Here is a 23181-nt window from a genome sequence, read left to right as displayed (position 1 = left end):
CAGTCTTGAATCAACTTTTCCCGCAAAAGGGAATCCCCTAAATGTCAACACGACCTAGTTCCCTCTCCCGCAAGCGGGAGAGGGAGGGGCCCACGCGTAGCGTGGGAGGGTGAGGGGCCACACACGCGAGTTTTGAAGCCCTCACCCGCCGAGCGCTACGCGCTCGGCGACCTCTCCCGCTCGCGGGAGAGGTGACTTGAGGGAGGAGACTTGCATGACCGTCAGCGGCGAAGCTCACACCAGCCACCCCGCCGGCGTTGCGTTCATGAGCTGCAGTATGCAGGCCGCGGCCGCCGAACAAGGCTCCGCGTCAAAGCCGCGCCGCCGCGAGGTCGTGGTCAACGGCCGACGCGTGAAGACCGTCGATGTCCATGCCCATTGCGGCATCCCGGCGGCGATGGCGCTGATGGGCCTGAAAGTCGCCCCCCACACACTGCTGATGTCCGATACCAGCGAGCGCCTGGAGGCGATGGACGCCCAGGGCATCGATGTCGAGGCGCTCAGCATCAACCCCTACTGGTACGGTGCCGAGCGCGACCTCGCAGCCGAGCTGATCGACATCCAGAATGCGGGCCTGGCAGAAATCTGCGCCATCCACCCGGACCGGTTCGTCGCCTTCGCCAGCGTAGCGCTGCAGCATCCAGCCCTGGCCGCCGAACAGCTGGAGACGGCCGTCAAGACGCTCGGCCTGCGCGGTGTCGCCATCGGCGGCAGCGTCAACGGCGAGGAGCTGTCAGCCGAGAAATTCCATCCGTTCTGGGCCAAGGCCGAATCGCTGGGTGTGCTGGTCTTCATCCATCCGCAAGGAACCAAGGAGCTCGAGGGCACGAGCCGCCTGAAAGGCAGCGGCCTGCTCACCAACACCATCGGCAATCCGCTGGAGACCACGATCGCGCTGTCGCATCTGATCTTCGAAGGCACGCTCGACCGGTTTCCCGGCCTCAAGATCTGCGCCGCGCACGGCGGCGGCTACCTGCCCTCCTACGCGGCCCGCTCGGATGCCGTCTGCCTGACGTTCCCCCAGAGCTGCGGGCCGCTGCCCAAGAAGAAGCCGACGGAATATCTCAAGCAGCTGTACTTCGATTCGATCGTCTTCACGCCCGAGGCGCTACGGCACCTGATCGCCGAAACCGGGCCAGGCCAGATCGTGATGGGCACCGACTATCCCTATCCCTGGACCAGCACGTCGGTCGACCACATCCTCGCCACCCCAGGCCTGAGCGACGCCGACCGCGTCGCCATTCTCGGCGGCACGGCAGCGCGCCTGCTGGGAATCAAGTAGCCCGGCGCAGGAACGCCAGCAGCAATTCGCTCACTTTTTCCGGTTGCTCCTGCTGCACCCAATGGCCAGCACCGTCGACAAGATGGCAGCCGAGCATGCGCGTGCAGGCTGTCGCCTGCATACGCTCGATGGCGCCCGGCATCTGATAGATGCCCCAATCGCTTTTGCCGGCGATGAACAGCGACGGTACGTCGATCGTGCGACCATCGAACAGCTGCAGCGCGGTGACGGCCTTGGGGTAATTCCTGCAGCGGTACCACTGCAGACCGCCCTGGAATCCCGTGCGGCCATACTCGCTGCTGTAAACCTGCAGCTCGTCATCCGGCAGCCAACGACAGGCTGCGATAGCGGCTTCCGATGGCATATAGGGCGCTACGGTCTGCGCCATGTCCTGGTCGCGGTCCATGATGTAGTAGGTCGGCAGTTTGGCGACTTCCGCTGCCGTCCATGCCTTCAACGGCACTGGCTTGTTCTCTGTCCAGTCCGCGCTCTTGTAGTGGTAATACGCGCGCAGGAACGCATGCAGCCCTTGTTTGCAGTTCATCATGTCCTGATTGGCCGCGCGCGTGCCGTAATACCATTGATAGTGCTTGCGGGGCCGCTCCAGCTTCGCCAGCGCATCATGGATGCTGTCACCTGATTGCGACGCGGTGCGGCCGTTGTCGCGCGCGGTATCGAATGGCAGCGCCGGCGGACCGGCAAAAGGTGCGCTCATCAGCACGACCGAGCGGAACACATCGGGCCGCACCAGCGCACACCAGGCGGCGACTGGAGAACCGAAATCGTGGCCCACGACCGCCGCTACCGAGCGATACCCCAGCGCAGACACCAGGCCCAGCGCGTCGCGCGCCAGGTTGAGCAGGTCGAAGGAAGCAAGGTCGCCGTCATAGTCGGGATCCCAGCCCGTGGTACGGCCATAGCCGCGCTGATCAGGCGCGATGACGTGATAGCCCGCTGCAGCCAGCGGCAGCATGACCTTGCGCCAGCTGTAGGCCAGCTCCGGAAAGCCATGCAGCAGCAACACGCAGGGCCGGCCACCTGTCTCGAAACCGGCCTCCAGCACGTGCATGCGCAGGCCGTTGATGTCATCCACGACGCGCGACCTGATGCCGGCCGGCAATGCCATCTCCACCATGTCGATCTCCGCCGATCACGCACCGCGGTAGGGCTGTCCCCACCGCTCCGAGAAGACGACATCGGACAGCGATGCGCGTCCCACCGGCCCGAATTTGCCCATCGGGTAGCCGATCGGCAGAATCGCGTAGGAATGGACACCCCTGGGCAAGCCGAGTGCGGCCTCCGCTTCCTTCTCATGCAGCAGATGGCGCGTGGTCAGCGTTGAGCCGAGGCCCAGCGCCCGCGCCGCCAGGAGCATGTTCTGCACGGCAGGGTAGACCGAGGCGCCGGCCCATCGGGTCGGCGTCAGCCCGTCCTCGAGACAGGCCACGATCCACACAGGTGCCTCGTGAAAGTGCTCGGTGAGATATTCGACCGCGCGATGCTGGCGCATGTACCGCTCCTTCGTTACGCCAGGCGGCGGCTCGCCGCTGGCATAACGCGGCCCGACCACCTCGTCGAACGCGCGCTTGTAGAGGATCTGCACGGCTTTCTTGATGGCCGGATCCTTGATCACCAGGAAACGCCACTTCTGCTGGTTGCCGCCATTGGCGGCCGAGATTCCTGCCGTCAGGATCTTGTCGATCAGCTCATCGGGCACCGGATCGGGACGCAGGCGGCGCATGGCCCGGGTTGAGTGCATGATCTCGAAGACGTCGCTGGTCGCGGACATCGGCCTTCTCCTTCCCACGATGCATATCTGGAACGAGGCTAGAGCGAAAATCGCCGGAGAGGAATTGCGTCCGCCTGTCGATCATCCCAGGCATGCGCCTCTCGACGAGGACCGTCCCTTCGACCGATGATCCTGTCACACTGGCTGTTGAACGCTTTGGGAGGAACGAGCATGAAATTCGCACTGATGTTTGCCAACGCCGCGTTTCCCGACGCCAAGGGTGCGGCACGCCTGGGGCAACTCGCCGAGGCCGCGGGTTTCGATGCCCTGGTCACGGTCGAGCATGTGATCTGGCCGACGGCGTACAACTCGGCCTATCCCTATTCGCCGTCCGGCAAGATCCCCGGTAGTCCGTCGACACCCCTGCCCGACCCGCTGATCTGGATGGCCTGGGTGGCGGCCACGACCAGCCGGATCCGCTTCATGACTGGTATCGTGATCCTGCCGCAGCGCAACCCCGTGGTGCTGGCCAAGGAGGTCGCCACCCTCGACTACATGAGCGGCGGCCGTATTGAATTGGGCATCGGTGTCGGCTGGCTGAAGGAGGAGTTCGCGGCACTGGGCGTGCCGTGGGATCGCCGGGGCAAGCGTGCCGACGAGTATGTTGCGGCCATGCGGGCGCTGTGGGCCGGTGATGACGCCAGCTTCAGCGGTGAATTCGTGAACTTCACGAATGTGAGCAGCAATCCCAAGCCGCCGAATGGCCATGTACCGATCGTCGTCGGCGGCCATTCCGAAGCCGCCGCACTGCGCGCCGGCCGCCTGGGCAACGGCTTCTTCCCTCTCAATGCCGGACAAGGCGAGATCGGCACGCTGATCGACATGATGCGCCGGGCGGCCGAAGGTGCCGGCCGCGACCCCAAGGCGATCGCCGTCACCACGACGTGCCCTGGCGTCTCGCCCAAGGGCGACGGCGATCCCCGGCCAGCGATCGAGGAACGCATCGCACAGGGCGTCAGCCGGGTGATCGTTCCCGTGTCCTCGTTCATGCCCGACCTGGAGGAAAGCCTGCCGCGCTTCGGCGACAAGGTCATCCGCCAGTTCGCCGACGCCTGAAGGAGCGCGCCGGCAGGAGCCGGCGCTGCCCTGCTTCCCGCTCCGCCGCCGCAGTTTCATTCCGTCGAGAGAAGCCCCATGAAGTTCTCACTGCATTTCGCCAACAACACTTTTCCGGATCCCGCCGGCGCCAAGCGCCTGGCGCAATTGGCCGAAGCAGCGGGCTTCGACTCGATCTTCTCGGTCGAGCATGTGGTCTGGCCAACCAACTACACATCGACCTATCCCTACGCCTCGACCGGCCGCCTGCCGGGCGGCCCATCGAGCCGCATGCCCGACCCGCTGATCTGGATGGCCTACATCGCTGCCGTCACCACGCGGCTGCGCCTGATGACGGCCGTCGTGATCCTGCCGCAGCGCAACCCGCTGCTGCTGGCCAAGGAAGTCGCCACCCTCGATTACATGAGCGGCGGACGCATCGAACTGGGCATCGGCGTCGGCTGGCTCAAGGAAGAGTTCGCAGCGCTGGGCGTGCCGTTCGAACGGCGCGGCAAGCGGGCCGACGAGTATGTTGGCGCCATGCGGGCGCTATGGGCGCAGGACGACGCGAGCTTCGCCGGTGAGTTCGTCAACTTTACCGGCATGAGCTGCAATCCCAAGCCGGTCACCGGCCGCGTGCCGATCATCATCGGTGGCCACTCCGAGGCAGCCGCCAAGCGCGCCGGGCGCCTGGGCGACGGCTTCTTCCCGTCGATCGGCAGCCAGGTCGATATCATGCCCCTGCTGGACCTCGTGCGCCGCACCGCCGAGGCCGCAAAGCGCGACCCGGATGCCGTCGAGCTCATCACCGGCTGCCCTGGTGCCCTGCCCCAGTCGGGCACCGATCCGCGCGCCGCGGTCGAGGAGCGCATCGCGCGCGGCGTCAAGCGCGTGGCCCTGCCGATCTCGGCCTTCATGCCTGACTTGGAAGACAGCCTGCCGCGTTTCGGCGAAAGCGTGATCCGCCCATACGCCCGCGCCTGAGAGATCAGTCCATCTGGTTTTCGAGCCGCTCGGCGGCTTCGGCATAATCACTGGCGGCTTTGCTGTTGCGTGCGGCCTTAAAACGGCTGCTGACGTCACGTGCAGCGCTGGCGGCAACCCGGAACGCCGCGATGATCTGGTTGCGGTCGTCCAATGTGACGGGCGCTCCCTTCTCGAAGCGCGCCGGCTGGTAGCCGTCGGGCAGGTCGAAGACGCCCTCGGCCATCTGTCCTGCCGCGACCGTTCCGTAGAATCGTTCCGGCGCTCGACCATCAGCGCTGGCGACGGCTACACCCGCGCCGTTGGCCGCACCGTTGGCGCACGGGCCGATCCATTCGACCTGCAAGCCGCGCCATGATGGCGGCACGGACAAGCGACAGTCCGCCGGACGCGTCTTCGCGGTATCGTCGGCATTGGCAGTGCCGGCGACCGCCAACGGCCACGCCAACAACAGCGCGGCACAGGCCATGACCCGCACCGCGCCGGCGGCGCAGGATATCCAGTGAGACCTGATCACGACAACTGGGCTTTGATCTTGTTGGCCAATTCCACGCTGGCCTCGAAGTGCATGCCGTCCTCGGTACCGAACGCCGCGCCCCAGTACCAGCCGTGGCGATTGAAGATCGGCGCAATCAGCGTCAGGCCGTACTGCACCTTGCCGTCACCGTACTTGTCGAGCACGCCGTTGATGGTGAGATCAATAGCAGTGCCCCAAGAGTGATTGGAGACGGCTGTCTTGGAGCGGCGCTGCAGGCGGCAGCACAGCATGCCGGCGGTGCCAATGCGCGGCGCCAGTTGCGGAAGGGCACCGGCGATCTCGCCATAGACCTGTTTCAGGCTCGCCACCGCCGGCCGCAGGCCCGTGGCCTTGAAAGAACCCACGTTGTCGGTGACGACATTGCGCTTCAGCGCCGCGTTGTTCATCGGCTGGCAGTCCTGCGTGAACGAATCGCGCGGCATGCCGAACATCGACTTCATCATCTGGTTGGAGACCGCCTTCAAACCGACGTTGAAGGTGTTGGCCGGTGGCCGTGCAACCGGCGTGGTCATGTTGCCGTCCTTGGGCGGCAATGGCACCTGCGCCCCCGGCAACTTGCCGAGCCCGGAACCAACCGGTCCCAACGGCCCGAGCCCCGAGCCAGCCGGCCCTAACGCCCCGCCGACACCAGCCCCGCCACCGCTCCCGGTCAGGCGTTGCCAAGTCGGGCCATTGACGCTGATCAGTCCATCGGGCATCCGCAGGAACGTCGCCTGGAACGCCCGGATCGCTCCGATGGTCTTGGGACCGCAGATGCCATCCGCTGCGCCTGGCCGTTGTCCGCGCTGGGCCAGCAGCGTCTGCACCGCAACGACATCAGGACGGATGTTGTTGCCACCGATGCCGACAGAGCCGTTCAACTTCATCATCATCGCCATGGGAATCACCGTAAATTGTCTACGCAAAATTAAGCGGTTGCCCACTCACTAGCGACTTAACGTAGCAATCGGAATGCTCCCTGAAAAGGGCCTGATGCTTTTCTTCCAGGGGATCTTTTCAAGCTTACGTGACCAGGATGTCGGATTAATTGCGGTGTTTGCATAGGCACTTAAGATTGCATCTTAATCTTCTTTATCAAAAAGATACATATATCGAAATTATTTCAATTTCTTATAGATGAAATTTAAACTGAAATATCAGATACAAAATCAGGAAGATTGGCGCGCCCGGCAGGGATCGAACCTGCGACCTACCGCTTAGAAGGCGGTTGCTCTATCCGCTGAGCTACGGGCGCCGCGCGGCGCCACCATACCGGCTGCCGCCGCGGAACAAAAGTTGCGCGATGGCGGTGTGCACGTTTCCTAGCTGAGGCTACGGAGCTGCCGGACCAGGGCATGGCCTGCGTCCCTGATGTGGCCCTCGAGCAATCGACATGCCTCAACCGCGGCACGCCGCTCGACAGCGTCGAGGTAGATCCTGTGCTCGTGGTCCGATCGGGGCTGCCAATCCAGGTCACGCCAGGTGGCGAACAGAAACCGGGCGCTGGCGCGGTGCAGGTCATCAATGCTGGCCAGCAGGCGCGGCATGCCGCAGGGCGCGATTAGAACCCGGTGAAAACGGCGGTTGGTGGCTTCCCAGATCCGGATGTCGCGGGACGCCTCGCCCGCTTCGATCGCCGCACGCGCGGCGCCAAGATCGTCTGGACCGATGCGGTCCAGGGCATGGCGCAATGCCAGCGTTTCCAGCGCCGCGCGCATCTCAGTGACCTCGAGCACGGCATCAGGGTCGAGCGCCGGAACACGCACACCGCGACGCGGCTCGCTCTGAACCAGTCCCTGCGCTTCCAGGCGCCGAAAGGCTTCGCGCACCGGCACGTGGCTGGCCTTGAACTCGGTGGCGATGTGATCTTGGCGCAGGCGCGCGCCCGGCCCGATCGCGCCACTGATGATCCGTTCGGCCAGCGTGTAGGCGATCCGGTCCGCCAACGTGCCGTCGGTATCGCGACCATCCCACGGTTTCGCTTGAATCAGGTCTTCAAGTTCCATTAATAGATTATCTATTATTTATAACTCCAGGTCCAGCCGTGACGCGCCATCGCCCTGCCCGTCTGCACGCCATCGCCGGTATCGGAGTCGACCGCATGGGGTCGATCGCCGACGCCGATCCGACCCGCGACTACCTGCGCCTGGAGAATCTCGACGTCGACATTCCCCCTGATCCCGAGGCGATCGAACGCACGCGCCGGGCTGCCGCCACGGACACCGACAACAGCTACCTGCCGTTCGTCGGACAGGACCATCTGCGCGCGACCGCGGCAGCCCACGTCAGCCGGCTCTCCGGCGTGGCCTACACAGGCACCGGCAACTGCGTGATCGCGGCGGGCGGCCTGTCGGGAATCCTCAATGTACTGCTGGCCACGGTCGAGGTCGGCGACGAGGTCATCGTCACGGACCCAACCTATGCCGGACTGATCAACCGCGTGCGGTTGGCGGGCGGTGTGCCGCGGTTCGTGCCGTTCCAGTTCACACCGGGCAAAGCATGGCGTCTCGACCGCGAGGCACTGCGCTGCAGCATCACGTCGCGCACGCGCGCGATGCTGCTGATGTCGCCGTCGATGCCGTCCGGCGGCATGCTGGATGCGGCGGACTGGGCCCTGGTTGCCGAGCTCTGCGTGCGGCACGACCTGCTGCTGATCCTCGACAGCGCGATGGAGCGGCTGGTCTTCGACAAGACGCCTGTCATCCATCCCGCCGGCCTGCCCGGCATGGCAGAGCGCACGATCGCGGTGGGATCATCCGCCAAGGAACTGCGCATGATCGGCTGGCGCGTCGGCTGGATCGTGGCACCGGATGCCTACATGCCCGATCTTGTCGCGGTGTCGCTCGCCAACGTGGTGGTGCCGGTCGGCATCGCGCAGGACGCCGCCGCCATCGCACTGGAGCGATCGCTGGAGACCCTGCCGCCCTATGTGGCCGAGCTCCAGGCGCGCCGCGATGTCGTCGTCGAGGAACTGCAGGGACTGCCCTTCGGTCTGCCGGGCGGCGGCTGGTCGATGCTATTGCGGGTCTCGGATTTCGGCATCGACGGCGCCACCATGTCCGAGCGCCTGCTGGCCGAGGGTGTCTGCGCCACCGCCATGACGGGCTGGGGCGAAACGCACGGTGCGCAGTACATCCGCTTCGTCTTTGCCAACGAACCGGTGCCACGCCTCCAGGGTCTGGGCACGCGTGTCCGCCGAGCCCTGCGCCTCGTTCCCGGTTGATCCGCCGCGACGGTCGTCACGGACTTGCGGTGACGGCTTTACGGCGCTCGCGGATCGATGGGTAACGGCATGCCGGCGTGCGCCTCGATGATCTCGGCGGCGTCGAGGCACAGATCCTCGCGGAAGCGGCCGGCGACGATCTGCACGCCGACAGGCGCGCCATCGACCACGCCGACCGGCACGACGGCCGCAGGGAAGCCCAGCACGGGGATCGCCAGCAGCGAGCGCTGGGCGTCCATCATGCGATGAACGTCATCCCGGCTACCCTGGTCGAGATTGTCGCGGAACGGCAGGTGATGCGACACCGGCAGGATGATGATGGGGTGTTGCTCCAGGAACAGCTGCCAGGCGCGGACCAGTGACAGACGGCGCGCCAGGCCTTGCAGGATGCCGTCGGCGTCGACCTCCGGCGCATAGTCGAGATGGCCGTCCATGCAGCGCTGACAGGCTTCGTCGCCATGCTCGCGCATCGCCGGCAGCAGGAACCGGCGCTCCTCGTTGATCACCAGGCGGTGCCAGAGATCGGCCGCTTCCTGGAGATGGGGCGGCGTCACCTCCTCCACGGCATAGCCGGCATCGGCGAGCCAGCGTCCGGCTTGGCGGATGGCATCGCTCACGGCCGGCACGACGTCATCGAACGGCCGGGGCGCGAGAGCGACCCGGATCGGCCGCGCCGGGGCGGGCCCCTCGAGCGGCACCGGCGCCCAGGCGCCATCGCGCGGATCGCCCATCGCCATGGCCGCCAGTCCAGCACGCACATCGGCCACGCGACAAGCGAGCGGCCCCTGCACCGACATCATCTGCGCCGTGATCGGCCGCTCGGCCGTGGCCGACGGATTGAAGGCCGGCACCCGTCCCGGTGTCGGCCGCAATCCGGCAACACCGCAGGCATAGGCGGGATAGCGGATCGAGCCACCGAAATCGTTGCCGTGCGCCACCGCGCCCATGCCGGATGCCACAGCGGCCGCCGCGCCACCGCTCGAGCCCCCGGGCGTCAGCGCCGCATTCCACGGATTACGGGTGGCGCCGTGTAGTGCGTTGCTGGTGAACCATCGGTGCGAGAACGCCGGCGTGTTGGTGCGCCCGACAATGACCGCGCCGGCCTTGCGCCAGTTGGCGACAACCGGACTATCCTCCGCGGCGATCAGGTCGCGGAAAGCGACGACGCCGTTGGTGGTGGCGCGGCCCCGCTGGTCGATGTTGACCTTAATGGTGACCGGCACGCCATGCAACGGCCCGGTGGCGTCTCCTTGCTTGACGCGGGAGTCGGCAGCATCGGCAGCAGCCAGCGCCTCGTCGGCAATCACGTCAACGACAGCGTTGATCGCCGGATTGACAGCGGCGATCCGCGCCAGCGCCGCCGTCGTCGCCTCGCGGCTGGAGATCGTGCGGGTGCGGATCGCCGCCGCCAGTTCAACGGCTGACCACCGCCAGAGCTCGTTCTGCACCACTGTCCCTCCCTGTCTGCGCACAGCTATCGTATCCCAGCGCCATGCGCCCGAGCCTCACTGTTTTTTGTGGCGCGCCATCGCAACAAAACCTTCCAACGTCGGCAGTGCATTGTCGCGGCGCCAGACCAGTCCGGTTTCGATCGATGGCGGTGTGCCCTCCAGCGGCACGCACCGCACGCCCGTGCGACCCAGGTTCTCCAGCGACCGCGGCACCAGCGCCACGCCCATCCCGGCCGAGACGAGGCTCATGATGGTCTGCATCTGGATCGCTTGCTGGCCCATGCGCGGCGCGATGCCGTTGTTTGCGTAGTAGCCCGTGATCACGTCGTGGAACGACGGCGAGCTGCGGCGCGGAAAGAGAACCAGCGGTTCCGTCGCCACGTCGGCCAATCGAAGATGCCCTTGCCGGGGTACCACGCGGGCGGCCGCCAGCCATTGTTCGGAGACGGCGACAACAAGCGGCTCGGTCACGAGACGGCGATAGGCCAGCGTGGGATGCAGGCTGGGCCGGGGCGGCGGAATGATCAGGCCGACATCGATGTCCCCATCCAGCAGCGCCTCGATCTGCAGGTCGCCGGTCATTTCCTGGAGCGATATCGCGACGTCGGGATAGCGCGCCTTGTAGCGGCTGACCAGATCAGGCAGCACGCTGTAGTCAGCGGTGCTGACAAAGCCGACGCGCAGTGCGCCGAGTTCCCCCTGCGACAGACGCTGCGCGATCCCGGGCAATGCGGCGGCATCCGCCAGCACCTGGCGGGCATGCGGCAGCCAGTCCGCGCCGACCGGTGTCAGCGCCACGCTGCGCTTGGTGCGGACGAACAACCGGACACCCAATTCCGTCTCCAGCGCCAGGATCGACTGGCTCAGGGGCGGTTGCGTCATGCGCAGCCGCTCGGCGGCACGGCTGAAGTTCAGGTCCTCGGCAACAGCGAGGAAATGGCGGATCTGGCGCAAGTCCATAATATGGAAAACCACTTAATAGACCTTTAATAATATATTTCTCCCGCGTTTACGGAAGCCCTATTCAGGGCGGCAGAGCACCAGCCTGAGAGACGCCGCCATGCCCTTCAACGAGCGATCCAAGCACATCACCCAAGGCCTCGAGCGTTCGCCCAACCGCGCGATGTACTACGGACTGGGTTACGAGAAGGCCGACTTCGACAAGCCGATGATCGGCGTCGCCAACGGCCACTCGACAATCACGCCCTGCAATGCCGGCTTGCAGCCGCTGGCCGAGGCCGCCGTGGCTGCGGTGAAGGCTGCAGGCGGCAATGCGCAGCTGTTCGGCGTGCCCACCATCTCGGACGGCATGGCGATGGGCACCGAGGGCATGAAATACTCCCTCATCTCGCGCGAGGTGATCGCCGACTCGATCGAGACCTGCGTCCAGGGTCAGTGGATGGACGGCGTGCTCGTGCTGGGCGGCTGCGACAAGAACATGCCCGGCGGCATGATGGCCATCGCCCGGGCCAACGTGCCGGCGATCTATGTGTATGGCGGCACCATCAAGCCCGGCCGGTGGAGCGGCAAGGACCTGTCGCTGATTTCCGCGTTCGAGGCGGTGGGTGCCTATGCCGCTGGCCGCATCGACCAGGCAGAGTTCGAGGGCATCGAGCGCAACGCCATTCCCGGCACCGGCGCCTGCGGCGGCATGTACACCGCCAACACCATGAGTTCGTCCTTCGAGGCGCTGGGTTTGTCCCTGCTCTACTCGTCCAGCATGGCCAACCTCGACGCGGAGAAGCGCGAGAGCACGTCACGATCGGCCCGGGTCCTGATCGAGGCGGTGAAGAACGGCATCCGACCGCGCGATCTCATCACCCGCCGGTCGATCGAGAACGCCGTCACGTTGATCATGGCCACGGGCGGATCGACCAACGCGGTCCTGCACTACCTCGCCATCGCTCATGCCGCGGAAGTCACCTGGACATTGGATGACTTCGAGCGCATCCGTCGCAAGGTCCCCGTCCTGTGCGATCTCAAGCCGTCGGGTCGCTATATGGCGGTCGACCTGCATCGCGCCGGCGGCGTGCCGCAGGTGCTCAAGGTGCTGCTCGCGGCTGGCTTGATCGATGGCGATTGCCTGACGATCACGGGCCGCACGCTGGGCGAAGAACTGGCGCAGGTATCCGACGCACCGCCCGCCGGACAGGACGTGATCCGTTCGATCGACACCGCGCTCTATCGCGAAGGGCATCTGGCGGTCCTGCGCGGCAATCTGGCGCCCGACGGCGCCGTCGCCAAGATCACTGGCGTCAAGACGCCTGTCATCACGGGCCCGGCGCGTGTCTTCGAGGACGAACCCTCGGCCATGGCCGCGATCCTCGCCGACAAGATCCGACCGGGCGATGTGCTGGTGCTGCGCTATCTCGGACCGAAAGGTGGTCCGGGGATGCCGGAAATGCTCGCCCCCACGTCGGCGATCATCGGCCGCGGCCTGGGCGACAGCGTCGCGTTCGTTACCGATGGACGTTTTTCCGGCGGTACCTGGGGCATGGTGGTGGGCCACGTCGCGCCCGAGGCGTATGAGGGCGGCACCATCGCGCTGGTCATGGAAGGCGACCGCATCACCATCGACGCCCACCGCCAGTTGCTGCAGCTCGAGGTCGATGCGGCGGAAATCGAGCGCCGGCGCCAGGCGTGGCGTCGCCCCGCCCCGCGCTACACCAGCGGCGTGCTGGGCAAGTTCGCCCAGCTGGCACGGCCGGCCCCGCAAGGCGCCGTGACCGGCTAGCGCCTGGGAGCACGGGCGTCTCGCCCGCTCATTCCGCTCCCACGCGCTGGCGCAAGTTCGGCTTTCGCCTGAACCGCGCTCCCTGGGCCAAGCATGCGGGCCTGCAGCAGGCCGACCAGCCACTCGGCAAAGACCTGCAGCCGACGCGACACGTGCTGGCGATGCGGATAGAGCAATGTCATCGGCATGGGCGCGGCACGGTATGCCGGCATCACCTCGACCAGTTCGCCGGCGGCGAGATGGGCTGCCACGTCGTAGGCGGGAATCTGGATCAGGCCGATCCCGGCCAGGCAGCAGGCGATATAGGCCTCGGCGTTGTTGGCTGCGACGCGTGCCCGCATGGAGCACATGCGGGCCGCGCCATCCTCGATCCATTCCCATGCCTCGACACGGCCACTGGATGGCGAGGCGTAGTTGACCGCCCAGTGCGCCGGAAGATCAGCCGGCGTCAGCGGTGTCCCGTGTTGCGCGAGATAGGCCGGACTGGCGACGTTGATCAGGGCGAGATCGCCGACCCGGCGCGCCAACAGGCCGGAGTCGGTCAACGGCCCGACCCGCAGCGCGCAGTCGACGCTATCCTCGGTCAGATTCACGGCACGGTCCGTGACGCCCAGCTCAACATCGATGTCGGGATAGCGCGCCAGGAACGCCGGCAACGCCGGCGCGACGATCAACCGGCCGACGCGGCCCGGCAAGTTGACCCGCAGCCTGCCGCTGGGCCCCACCGCGGTTTCCCGGAACAGGCTCTCGGTATCCTCCACGTCAGCAATCAGACGCAGGCACCGCTCGTAGAAGGCGACGCCGTCGTGCGTGGGAGAGACCCGTCGGGTCGTGCGATGCAGCAGACGAGCACCGACGCGCGCCTCCAGGTCCTGTACGGCGGCTGAGACCGACGATCGCGGCAGGCCCAACGTGTCGGCGGCCCGGGTGAAGCTCGCGTGCTCCACCACGCGGGTGAAGATGCGGAAGAGCTCAATGCGGTCCACGGGTGCCTCGGGCCTCCATTATTCGCCATTTCTGACATCTGAAGTCAGAACCAGCAACTTTATAGAGATTTTTTAGACGATAGGTTGGCCTGGTAAGCGGCTGCACCGGGCGGTCGCGCAGTATTTACGGAGGCAAGGCCATGGCCGACCATGCCATCAAGGGCAAAAACGTCATCATCGCCGGCGGCGCGAAGAATCTCGGTGGGCTCATTGCCCGCGACCTGGCACAGCACGGCGCCAAGGCGGTCGCGGTCCACTACAACAGCGCCGCCGCCAAGAACACCGCCGACGAGACGGTTGCCGCGGTCAAGGCTGCCGGCGCGAAAGCTGTCGCCTTGCAGGGCGACCTGACAACGGCCGGCGCGATCGAGAAGCTGTTCGCCGACGCCGTCGCCGCTATCGGCAAGCCGGATATCGCCATCAACACCGTTGGCAAGGTGCTGAAAAAGCCGTTCGTCCAGATCACCGAGGCCGAGTACGACGAGATGACGGCGGTGAACAGCAAGACGGCATTCTTCTTCATGAAAGAGGCCGGCAAGCACGTCAACGACAACGGCAAGATCCTGACCCTGGTGACCTCGCTGCTGGGTGCCTTCACACCCTTCTACGCGGCGTATGCCGGCACGAAGGCACCGGTCGAGCATTTCGTGCGCGCCGCTGCCAAGGAGTTCGGCGAACGCGGCATCTCGGTCACGGCCGTCGGTCCCGGTCCGATGGATACGCCCTTCTTCTACCCGGCCGAAGGAGCCGACGCCGTCGCCTACCACAAGACGGCGGCGGCACTGTCGAAGTTCTCCAAGACCGGCCTGACCGACATCGAGGACGTCGTGCCCTTCATCCGCTTCCTGGTCTCAGACGGCTGGTGGATGACCGGCCAGACCCTGCTGATCAACGGCGGCTACACGACGAAATAGTCGACGTCTCCACCCTGGGGTTGACGCCGGCCGGAGCCGGTCGGGTTAGACCCGGCCGGCAACGACCCCAGAGGTGGCGATGGCCAGCAAGGAGATCCCGTTCTACAACGTCGACGGCGCCGTCGGACCAGGATGCCCCAACAAGCGTACCGACGTGATGCTGGTGCAATTCTTTCTGCGCCGCATCTACTATAACTCAGTAAAGCAATACAAACCGGACGGCCCTCCCGTTGAGGTCACAGGCATATGTGACGACAGGACGAAGGCCTGGATTCTCTTTTTCCAGAAAGAGTTAACAAGCACAGGCAACAATGTCCTGGTCGACGGCCGCGTCGATCCGGGCAAGCAAGGCCAGCTTTCAGCGATCAGCAGGACTGGGTACACAATCGAGGGGTTGAACGTCCAACACGCCAAGCGCTACCGAAAGGATCACGATTACCTCGAGCGGAGTCCTGAAATTCCCGCCGAGTTGCGGAGTGAGCTTCAACAGTACGAGCCTAAGCCCGTCCTGGCGCCGCCGGGCTCCTACCGCTGAAAGTCCATCCGTCGCCTCAGTGCGTCCACTGTCCGATCCGGGTGAAGGCGAAATTGTCGGCGTAGGCTCTAGGGCGGACGGCGCGGGTCTTGGGCTCATCGACGGTGTACATCCAGCCCTGCTTCTGCGCATGGGCGATGGCTTCTTCCTTGGTGTCGAAGCGCAGCACCACCTGGTTCATCGTGTCGCGCGAGCTGGTCCAGCCCATCAGCGGATCGATCTCCTTGCGCGACGGCTCGGCCTCGATCACCCATTCCTTGGTGTTCCCGGCGCCCGACTGCATGGCCGTCTTGGCCGGTTTGTAGATTCTGACCTGCATGCTGCGATCGATGCTCCCGATATCCGCGTCTGGTCGGGGCGGCCGGATTCGAACCGACGGCCTCTTGCGCCCAAGGCAAGCGCTCTACCAGGCTGAGCTACGCCCCGACGACTCGGAACCCCACATGGGGCGTGGGTATTTAACAGCGAGCCGGTGTGGTCGGAAGGGGCAAATTTGTCCCTGGGGAGTGCCTGTCGCACCCGCTATCATTTGCATCGATGGTGTGGGCCGTGCCCACGCCCCCCAGGGAGCCCTGCCATGTTCGACCAGACACCCGAAGAAGGCGGCGGCGGCCGGGCACCGTCGCTGAACGTCCTGGGACAGCCGTTGAAGCCCTGCTCCAGCGAACCGTTGACCGGCTTTTACCGCGACGGCTGCTGCAACACCGGGCGCGAGGACCGCGGCCTGCATACGGTATGCGTCGTGATGACCAACGCCTTCCTGCGCTTTTCGCGCGAGCGCGGCAACGATCTGTCGACGCCGATGCCGCAGTACGGTTTCCCCGGCCTCAAGGCCGGCGACCGCTGGTGCCTCTGCGCCGCCCGCTGGCAGGAGGCCCTGGAAGCCGACGCCGCACCCCTGGTGGTCCTGGAGTCGACCCACCAGGTAACCCTGCTGGTGGTCTCGGCCGAGGACCTCAAACGCCACGCCCTGCGCCCGAGTTGAAAGGTTCTGGCCCAACGACGTTGCGAGCTTTCTCACGAGCGCGACGGCGCGATCGGGAGGACGACGTGCGAGGGGCGGTCGCGGTCGAGGTAGACCGTATTGCGCGCGACGCGGGTTTCGCGCCAGGCTCCTTCGGACTCGCCGGTGTTGGGATTGAAATCGAAGTGCGGGAAATTGCTGCTGGAAATATCGAGGCGGATCCGATGGCCGCGCTTGAAGAGGTTGGCTGTGGGAAACGCCGCGACCTCGATGCGATAGACGCCGCCCGGCGTCATGAGGCTGGGCCGTTCCCATGATTCGCGGTAGCGCACGCGCAGGATGCCGTCGGTCAGGTTCATGGCAAAGCCGTCGGGGTAGTCGGCGCTCGCCGGATAGACGTCGATCAGCTTGGCGGTGAAGTCAGTATCCGGACAATCGGACGAGATCCATAGCGTCACCGTGATCGGCCCGATGACGTCGATATCCTCCGCCAGTGGCGCCGTCTGGAACACCAGCACGTCAGGCCGGTCGGCGAGCTTGCGGTACGGTGTCCGCGAACCGAAGAATCGCGGCCCTTCCACCTGATCAAAAGCACCACCCGCCATCACCGGATCGCCCGACGAGATTGCACCGCCGATGGTCGGCACGGGGTTGCGCGGGTCGTAGTCGAACTGGCGCATGGCTTCGGCATCCGACGGCACCGCCCGATCCAGGCTGCCGTCGGCGCGCAGGTAGTAGTTGGTGAACCGCGTGCCGGGCAGCGGCCAATCGCCTGAAGTGCGCCACGCGCCGCCGTGGTCGAGGCGGCCATCGGGGTTGCGCCGGCCGCTGCCGCCTCCCATGACAAACAGCCGCACCGCCGGTTCACGATCGACGCCATTGTCGATTCCCCGCAGCCAGCGGTCGAACCATCGCCGCCGCAAGGTCTGGAAATCTTCCGCCAGCTGACCATCGAGCGTGGCTGCCGGCCCGAAATCCACATCACCGGCATGTGTGACCGAACGGTCGCCGTGCAGCCATGGTCCCAGGATCAGCCGGACCGGCCCCTGCTTACGATGTTTCAGGCCAAGAAAGTTATCGGTCGCGGTCCGAGGATAAGGATCGTACCACGACGACATGTGCACCATCGGCACATCGGCGTAGGTGTCATACGCACCTTCAGCGTAGATGCCGACCTGTTTCCAATAGGAATCGAAGGTGCCGTGCTGCCATTGCTCGAACAGGTAGTCCTCGTAGGCCGGCGCCAGCGCCAGCGGCGAATGGCCCCGGCTCCACGGCATGTGCGCAAACCACGATCGCAGATCGACGGTGCGCATCGCCTTGAACTTCAAGGGCGTCGCCGCCAGCTCCGGGCTGAGCAACGCATTGTTGAAGGCCCAGGTCGCCTGCTTGAGCTCAAAGGCGCCGCCCTGCCGGATGCCGCTGCGATAGGCATTGGAGAAGCCGCCGGAGTCGAGGAACATGGCTGCCAGCCCCGGTGGATCCAGGCATGCCAACGCACTTTGCGTGTGCGCGGCGTAGGATAGTCCCATGGTACCGATCCTGCCGTTGCACCAGGGCTGCGCCACCAGCCAGGCCACCGTGTCATAACCATCGGTACCGTCGCTGAGGTACTTCACGAACTTGCCTTCGGAACCGTAGCGCCCGCGTGTGTCCTGGTAGACCACGGCATAGCCGTGGCGCACGAAGTCGGCCGCAATCTCGGCGCGCGATCGCGGCCGGGCGTCCTTGGCCGTACGCTCCGACCGGCTGGACTCGCCTTTGCCGTAGGGTGTCCGCTCGAGGATCACCGGAAACGTCTCATCGCCCGCCGGGCGGTAGATGTCGGTTGCCAGACGCACGCCATCGCGCATGGGCACCAGCACGTCGCGTTCGACGACGGTTTCGTGCGGGTTGCCGGCGTCGATGGTGCTGTCAGCCATTTGGAACTCTCACGCGTTATTGATTGAGGGCATCAAGGGGCGATGCACCGGCCCGACAATGCTAGCCGGCAACGAGACCTCATGCCAATGTTCTGCCTGCCTTGTCATCCCGCGCGGTGCCGGGGGTGACAAAAAGACTCTGCTGCCGGGAGTATGGCCATGTCGAAACGGACGCAGATCACCGGACGCCTCGATGCCTATGTTGACGCGAACTGGCTGCGCGACAGTGACGTCAAGCGCTGGCTGCGCGAGGAGACGTCCAAGCTGCCCGGCGGCATGATGCAGGTGGCCGCCGATCAGGGCCAATTGATGGCACTGCTGGCCCGGGCCATCGGTGCGCGCATCGCCGTCGAAGTCGGTACATTCACGGGCTACTCGGCGCTGTGCGTTGCCGAGGCGCTGCCGCCCACCGGCAAGCTGCATGCCTGCGACGTCAGCGAAGAATGGACCCGGGTCGGACGGCGCTACTGGAATGAAGCCGGCGTCGCCGACCGGATCGAGCTGCATATCGGTCCGGCGTTGCGCTCGCTCGACGAGCTGATCAACGGGGGGCTTGCCGGTCACGTCGACATGGCATTCATCGACGCCAACAAGACCGACTATGACGCCTACTACGAGCGCTGCCTGAGGTTGCTGCGGCCGCGCGGCCTGATGCTGATCGACAACGTGCTGTGGGGCGGCTCCGTCGCCGATCCCGACGATCACACCGCCGATACGCTGGCCGTGCGGGCGCTCAACGCCAAACTCAAGGACGATGACCGCATCGATCTAGGCCTGCTGCCGGTCGGCGACGGCATGACGATCGCGCTCAAGCGCTGAGCATCCGCAGCTCGGCGGTTCAACGGGACCGCGAAGCTGCCGCCGTACCCTTTCGCCTCGCGTGCGAGCCGTAAGCGCGCCCGGAGGCCCGCGCTTCGGTTGGCACGCCCTCCTCAGCCGCCGAGACGATCATGTCCCGAAGCCATTTGTGTGCCGGGCGCTGATCGTGCCGGCGGTGCCAATAGAGCGCCCATTGGAAGCCGTCCGATGCGAAGGGTAGATCGACCGTCGCCAGCCTGGACGTCTCGCGCATCATCACGTGCGCCAAACGTTCGGGCATCACGGCAACGAGGTCTGACGTGCGCACCAGCGGCGGCACCAGCAGCCAGTGGGGAATGTTGACGGCAACGTCGCGCCGACGGCCGAGCGATGCCAGGATGTTGTCGACGAACCGCGAGTCGGTCGGACTGATTGAAATCCGCAAGTGGCGGTGCGACAGGAACGCCTCGATGCCCGATGCCGATTGCAACGGATGTCCGGCCCGCACCAGGCAGACCATGCGGTCATCGAGGATCGGCAGCTCCCGGATCGTCATGCCGTGCTGCAATCCCATGCTGACGGCAAGATCGATGCGGTCGCTCTCCAGGGCATCGTGCGTCTCGGCCGGCGACAGGTGGCTGATATCGAGCGCAACGCCAGGCGCCGTTCGCTCCAGCGCGGCGATGACCCGCGGCAGCAGCAGGAACCCCAGCACATCGGACATGCGTACGCGGAACACCAGCGCCGCCGTGGCCGGATCGAAGGCAGCCTCGCGCTCGAACGTTCGTTCGATCTGGCGTAACGCTGCCTTCACCGTGTCGGCAAGCTCGAGCGCCCGCGGCGTCGGCTCCATGCCGTGCGACGTGCGCACCAGGATGTCGTCGGCGAACAGCGCCCGGATCCGGGAGAGCGCGTTGCTCATCGCCGGCTGACTGAGACCGATCCGCGCGGCGGCGCGACTGACATGCCGCTCCGTCAACAGCGCATCCAAGGCCACCAGCAGGTTGAGGTCGATTCCGCGCAGGTTCACCGCAGCGTTCTACATTGATTGTATGAATATGGACAGCATGAAAATCAATTTCCCAAATGAATAGCCGCCGTGTTTTGTTGCAACGGCCCGGGCTGATCCGGGTCGGTTCGGGAGTGTCAGGTGCGATGAGCGCAGCAGCGGACGCCATCAAGGCCAACGTCAAGGTCTGCATGTTCGATCAATATGGAACTGTCGTCGACATGCAGGGTGGGTTGACGGAAGTGGCGACGCCCTTCCTGAAACAGAAGGGCTGGAGCGGCAACCCGAATTCGTTCGTGACCTGGTGGCGCCGCACGCACTTCGAAAACTCGATGATCGATGCGCTGCTGCATCGCGAGCACACGCCCTACCGCGAAATCGGCCACCGGGCTGTTGCCCATGTGCTGGACCGCGCCGGCATCGCCTACTCCATGGATGAAGTCCACTATCTGGTGGCGCAGATCGAGCGATTGAAGCCTTTTCCCGAAGTGCCGGCTGCACTGGCCAAGCTGCAGACCCGCTACCGGCTTGTCGTGCTGTCCAATGGCGATCCCGACATGCTGGAAACCGCCAAGCAGTATCACGGTATTCCGTTCGACGACGTGATCTCCGTCGCGGCGGCGAATTCATTCAAGCCGCATGTCGCGACCTACACGAAGGCCGCTGCGCTGGTCGGATTGCCGATGGACCAGATCCTGTTCGTAGCCAACCACGCCTTCGACTGCATTGGCGCCAAGGCCGCCGGCATGCGGACCGCCTTCATCGACCGCCGCAGCCGGCCCTTCGGCATCACGCCGCACCAGCCCGACATCCTGGTGCCGACCATGGCCAGCCTGGCAGACGCGATCATCTAGCGCCCTATGCGGAACATCACAGATGAATGCCGATCGGAATCCAGCCCCGCTCGCCGGGATCAAGGTGCTCGACGTCAGCCGGGTCGTATCGGGCCCGTTCTGCACGATGGTGCTGGGCGATCTCGGCGCCGACGTCGTGAAGATCGAAGAGCCGACGCACGGCGATGAGAGCCGCAGCTATGGACCGCCGTTCCAGGGTGGCGAGAGCGCCTACTTCCTGTCGGTCAACCGCAACAAGCGCAGTATCGCAGCCGACCTCAGGACGTCGGCAGGACGCGATCTGATTTGCCGGCTGGTGAAAGTCGCCGACGTGTTCGTCGAGAACTTCAGGCCGGGGACGGCGGAGCGCCTGGGCCTGGGCTTCGACGCCCTGCATCAGCACAACGGCGGACTGATCTACTGTTCGATCTCCGGCTTCGGCCGCAACGGTCCCGATGCGCAGCGGCCGGGCTATGACCTGATCGTTCAGGGCGAAGCCGGCCTGATGGAGATCACTGGTCATCCCGACGGTCCGCCGACGAAAGTGGGCACATCGATCGCCGACCTGGTAACCGGCCTCTATGCCGCGCAAGCCATCACCGCGGCGCTGGTGGGGCGTCGGTCGGATGGCGTCGGCCGGCATGTCGAGATCGCGATGGCTGACGCCGTGGCTTCGCTGCTGACATTCAATGCCGGCATCTACTTCGCGACCGGCGACAGCCCGACGCGGCGCGGCAATGCGCATCCCACGATCAGCCCGTACGAGACCTTTCAGGCGGCTGACGGCTGGCTCAATGTCGGCGTGGCGAACGACAAGTTCTGGGCCCTGTTCTGCGACGCCATCGGCTGCCCCGGCCTGGCGGCGGATCCGCGCTTCGCCGCACCGGCGTCGCGGGTCCGCCATCGCACGGAGCTGGTCGCAGCGCTGGCACCGGTCCTGCGCCGTCGTACGCGCGATGACTGGGTGTCGATCCTGGGCGCAGCCGGCGTGCCCTGCGGCGCCATCCGCACGGTGGCGGAGGTCTGTACCGCGCCGCAGTTGACGACACGCGGCATGGTCCTCCACGGCGAGCATCCTACCGCCGGCGATATCCGTGCCATCGCCACACCGTTTCGCTTCGATGACCAACCGCCGGCCGCACCACGGCCGCCGCCGTTGCTCGACCAGCACCGCGACGAGATCTTGCGCGACTGGTCCATCGCCAGTGGTGCCCGATCATGAGGCGCCTGGCATTGATCGCCGTGTCCGCTCTCGTATGCGGCGGGGTGCTTGCCAGCGCGCCGCCGGCTGACGCCGAGGTGTGGCCGGCACGACTGGTGCGCATCGTCGTCCCCTATGGCCCCGGCGGCGGCGTCGACGCCTTCGCCCGCCCCATCGCCGCCGCCCTGAACGAACAGCTGCCGCATCGGGTCGTGATCGACAACCGGTCTGGCGCTGGCGGCACTATCGGTGTCCTCAACGCCGCGCAATCTCCCGCCGACGGCGCAACGATCCTGGCGGGCGGCGTACATCAGCCGATGTCGGAGGCGCTCTACCCGACCCGCGGCTATCGCATCGACAAGGACTTCGTGCCCATCACGATCACCGCGATGGTGCCCAACATCCTCGTCGTGCCGACAGCATCGCGATTCACCAGCGTCCGCCAGATTATCGAAGCGGCGAAAGCCGACCCGGGAAAGCTCAGCTATTGCTCGTCGGGCAACGGCACCTCGCAGCACATCATCGCCGAGATGTTCAAGCGCAGCACGGGCACCGACCTGCTGCACGTTCCCTATCGCGGCACCGCGCCCGCCCTGAAGGACCTGATGGGCGGCTTCTGCGACATGATGTTCGACGGACTGGGCACGTCGGCACCGCAGATTGCCGGCGGCCGCCTGCGAGCCATCGCGGTCACTACCAGCCGGCGATCAGCATTGCTGACAGACGTCCCGACCCTGGCGGAAGCCGGCGGCCCGCCCCTGGATGTCGCCACCTGGTATGCGCTGTGGGCGCGCGCATCGACCGACCCCGCGATGATCGAGCATATGCGTGCTGCCGTTCGCCAGGCACTGGACGCGCCAGCGGTACGGCAGGTCTGGCAACAGCAGGGCGCCGAGATACCCGACATCTCCGTGGATGCCATCACCGCGTTCGTAGCGCGGGAGACACGGTTCTGGACCGCCACGGTGAGCGAACTCGGCATCAAGAGCGATTAGGAGAGCTTT

At 65.7% G+C, this 23181-nt stretch carries 24 protein-coding genes and 2 tRNA genes; 13 read left to right on the top strand and 13 right to left on the bottom strand.

Features of this window, described 5'->3' with window-relative positions:
- The first annotated feature begins 214 nt into the window (after positions 1–214).
- On the top strand, positions 215–1282 hold the full coding sequence (locus tag FQU96_RS15370; RefSeq protein ID WP_146542148.1) for an amidohydrolase family protein: 1068 nt from the start codon (positions 215–217) through the stop codon (positions 1280–1282).
- On the opposite strand, the gene FQU96_RS15365 is transcribed toward FQU96_RS15370, so the two are convergent.
- Complete coding sequence (locus FQU96_RS15365) at positions 1275–2417, bottom strand: alpha/beta fold hydrolase (RefSeq protein WP_146542147.1); 1143 nt, start codon at positions 2415–2417, stop codon at positions 1275–1277. The genes FQU96_RS15370 and FQU96_RS15365 overlap by 8 nt on opposite strands.
- A gap of 15 nt (positions 2418–2432) precedes the next feature.
- A complete protein-coding gene (locus FQU96_RS15360; RefSeq protein ID WP_146542146.1) occupies positions 2433–3071 on the bottom strand; it encodes a nitroreductase family protein in 639 nt (212 codons plus the stop codon).
- 171 nt (positions 3072–3242) lie between these two features.
- Between FQU96_RS15360 and FQU96_RS15355 the strand changes: the two genes are divergently transcribed.
- Together FQU96_RS15355 and FQU96_RS15350 are read left to right on the top strand one after the other, a co-directional pair.
- Entirely contained in the window at positions 3243–4127 is an 885-nt protein-coding gene (locus FQU96_RS15355; protein ID WP_146542145.1) for an LLM class F420-dependent oxidoreductase, read from the top strand.
- A gap of 78 nt (positions 4128–4205) precedes the next feature.
- Complete coding sequence (locus FQU96_RS15350) at positions 4206–5090, top strand: LLM class F420-dependent oxidoreductase (RefSeq protein ID WP_146542144.1); 885 nt, start codon at positions 4206–4208, stop codon at positions 5088–5090.
- Between the two features lie 4 nt (positions 5091–5094).
- On the opposite strand, the gene FQU96_RS15345 is transcribed toward FQU96_RS15350, so the two are convergent.
- A complete protein-coding gene (locus FQU96_RS15345; protein ID WP_146542143.1) occupies positions 5095–5316 on the bottom strand; it encodes a hypothetical protein in 222 nt (73 codons plus the stop codon).
- 76 nt (positions 5317–5392) lie between these two features.
- On the opposite strand from FQU96_RS15345, the gene FQU96_RS15340 reads away from it, so the two are divergent.
- On the top strand, positions 5393–5596 hold the full coding sequence (locus FQU96_RS15340; protein ID WP_146542142.1) for a hypothetical protein: 204 nt from the start codon (positions 5393–5395) through the stop codon (positions 5594–5596).
- 7 nt (positions 5597–5603) lie between these two features.
- Here the strand turns inward: FQU96_RS15340 and FQU96_RS15335 are convergent, their stop codons facing one another.
- From FQU96_RS15335 to FQU96_RS15325, 3 genes are all read right to left on the bottom strand, one after another.
- The gene (locus tag FQU96_RS15335) at positions 5604–6506 is read right to left on the bottom strand and encodes a M15 family metallopeptidase (protein ID WP_146542141.1); all 903 of its coding nucleotides are present in this window, start codon (positions 6504–6506) and stop codon (positions 5604–5606) included.
- 280 nt (positions 6507–6786) lie between these two features.
- Positions 6787–6862, bottom strand: a tRNA-Arg gene (locus tag FQU96_RS15330).
- A gap of 67 nt (positions 6863–6929) precedes the next feature.
- Positions 6930–7613 (bottom strand): GntR family transcriptional regulator, encoded by a 684-nt coding sequence (locus tag FQU96_RS15325; protein ID WP_146542140.1) that lies wholly within the window; start codon positions 7611–7613, stop codon positions 6930–6932.
- Between the two features lie 38 nt (positions 7614–7651).
- Between FQU96_RS15325 and FQU96_RS15320 the strand changes: the two genes are divergently transcribed.
- Positions 7652–8830: a pyridoxal phosphate-dependent aminotransferase gene (locus FQU96_RS15320; RefSeq protein ID WP_146542139.1), complete on the top strand. Its 1179-nt coding sequence runs from the start codon at positions 7652–7654 to the stop codon at positions 8828–8830.
- Between the two features lie 38 nt (positions 8831–8868).
- Here the strand turns inward: FQU96_RS15320 and FQU96_RS15315 are convergent, their stop codons facing one another.
- On the bottom strand, positions 8869–10278 hold the full coding sequence (locus FQU96_RS15315; RefSeq protein WP_146542138.1) for an amidase family protein: 1410 nt from the start codon (positions 10276–10278) through the stop codon (positions 8869–8871).
- 57 nt (positions 10279–10335) lie between these two features.
- On the bottom strand, positions 10336–11256 hold the full coding sequence (locus FQU96_RS15310; RefSeq protein ID WP_370461370.1) for a LysR family transcriptional regulator: 921 nt from the start codon (positions 11254–11256) through the stop codon (positions 10336–10338).
- Positions 11257–11341: 85 nt separating this feature from the next.
- Here FQU96_RS15310 and ilvD point away from each other — a divergent pair, with 85 nt between their 5' ends.
- Entirely contained in the window at positions 11342–13015 is a 1674-nt protein-coding gene (gene ilvD, locus FQU96_RS15305; protein ID WP_146542137.1) for a dihydroxy-acid dehydratase, read from the top strand.
- On the opposite strand, the gene FQU96_RS15300 is transcribed toward ilvD, so the two are convergent.
- Positions 13012–14001 carry a LysR family transcriptional regulator gene (locus tag FQU96_RS15300; RefSeq protein WP_146542136.1) on the bottom strand — a complete coding sequence of 330 codons (990 nt, stop codon included), beginning with the start codon at positions 13999–14001 and terminating at the stop codon, positions 13012–13014. The genes ilvD and FQU96_RS15300 overlap by 4 nt on opposite strands.
- 140 nt (positions 14002–14141) lie before the next feature.
- Here FQU96_RS15300 and FQU96_RS15295 point away from each other — a divergent pair, with 140 nt between their 5' ends.
- Positions 14142–14915 carry an SDR family oxidoreductase gene (locus tag FQU96_RS15295; protein ID WP_146542135.1) on the top strand — a complete coding sequence of 258 codons (774 nt, stop codon included), beginning with the start codon at positions 14142–14144 and terminating at the stop codon, positions 14913–14915.
- 79 nt (positions 14916–14994) lie between these two features.
- Positions 14995–15450 (top strand): hypothetical protein, encoded by a 456-nt coding sequence (locus tag FQU96_RS15290; protein WP_146542134.1) that lies wholly within the window; start codon positions 14995–14997, stop codon positions 15448–15450.
- A 16-nt stretch (positions 15451–15466) separates the two neighbouring features.
- Here FQU96_RS15290 and FQU96_RS15285 read toward each other — a convergent pair whose 3' ends face one another.
- A complete protein-coding gene (locus tag FQU96_RS15285) occupies positions 15467–15769 on the bottom strand; it encodes an ETC complex I subunit (protein WP_146542133.1) in 303 nt (100 codons plus the stop codon).
- Between the two features lie 30 nt (positions 15770–15799).
- Positions 15800–15876, bottom strand: a tRNA-Pro gene (locus FQU96_RS15280).
- A 151-nt stretch (positions 15877–16027) separates the two neighbouring features.
- On the opposite strand from FQU96_RS15280, the gene FQU96_RS15275 reads away from it, so the two are divergent.
- Entirely contained in the window at positions 16028–16435 is a 408-nt protein-coding gene (locus FQU96_RS15275) for a DUF2237 family protein (RefSeq protein WP_146542132.1), read from the top strand.
- 32 nt (positions 16436–16467) lie between these two features.
- Here the strand turns inward: FQU96_RS15275 and FQU96_RS15270 are convergent, their stop codons facing one another.
- Positions 16468–18336 (bottom strand): CocE/NonD family hydrolase, encoded by a 1869-nt coding sequence (locus tag FQU96_RS15270; protein ID WP_146542131.1) that lies wholly within the window; start codon positions 18334–18336, stop codon positions 16468–16470.
- A gap of 159 nt (positions 18337–18495) precedes the next feature.
- Between FQU96_RS15270 and FQU96_RS15265 the strand changes: the two genes are divergently transcribed.
- Entirely contained in the window at positions 18496–19155 is a 660-nt protein-coding gene (locus tag FQU96_RS15265; protein WP_146542130.1) for an O-methyltransferase, read from the top strand.
- A 19-nt stretch (positions 19156–19174) separates the two neighbouring features.
- Here FQU96_RS15265 and FQU96_RS15260 read toward each other — a convergent pair whose 3' ends face one another.
- Positions 19175–20164, bottom strand: coding sequence for a LysR family transcriptional regulator (locus FQU96_RS15260; protein ID WP_146542129.1), 990 nt, complete (start codon positions 20162–20164; stop codon positions 19175–19177).
- A 125-nt stretch (positions 20165–20289) separates the two neighbouring features.
- On the opposite strand from FQU96_RS15260, the gene FQU96_RS15255 reads away from it, so the two are divergent.
- Genes FQU96_RS15255 through FQU96_RS15245 form a run of 3 tightly spaced genes read left to right on the top strand, consistent with a single transcriptional unit; the run spans position 20290 to position 23172 of the window.
- Positions 20290–20997 (top strand): haloacid dehalogenase type II, encoded by a 708-nt coding sequence (locus FQU96_RS15255; RefSeq protein WP_146542128.1) that lies wholly within the window; start codon positions 20290–20292, stop codon positions 20995–20997.
- A gap of 22 nt (positions 20998–21019) precedes the next feature.
- On the top strand, positions 21020–22198 hold the full coding sequence (locus FQU96_RS15250; RefSeq protein ID WP_146542127.1) for a CaiB/BaiF CoA-transferase family protein: 1179 nt from the start codon (positions 21020–21022) through the stop codon (positions 22196–22198).
- Positions 22195–23172 (top strand): tripartite tricarboxylate transporter substrate binding protein, encoded by a 978-nt coding sequence (locus FQU96_RS15245; RefSeq protein WP_146542126.1) that lies wholly within the window; start codon positions 22195–22197, stop codon positions 23170–23172. The genes FQU96_RS15250 and FQU96_RS15245 overlap by 4 nt, the downstream gene beginning before the upstream one ends.
- Positions 23173–23181: the final 9 nt, after the last annotated feature.

The sequence above is a fragment of the Reyranella sp. CPCC 100927 genome, from assembly GCF_007859315.1.
Classification (GTDB): Bacteria; Pseudomonadota; Alphaproteobacteria; order Reyranellales; family Reyranellaceae; genus Vineibacter.
Note: the sequence above shows the minus strand (reverse complement) of the source record. Positions and strands in the feature narration are given on the sequence as shown.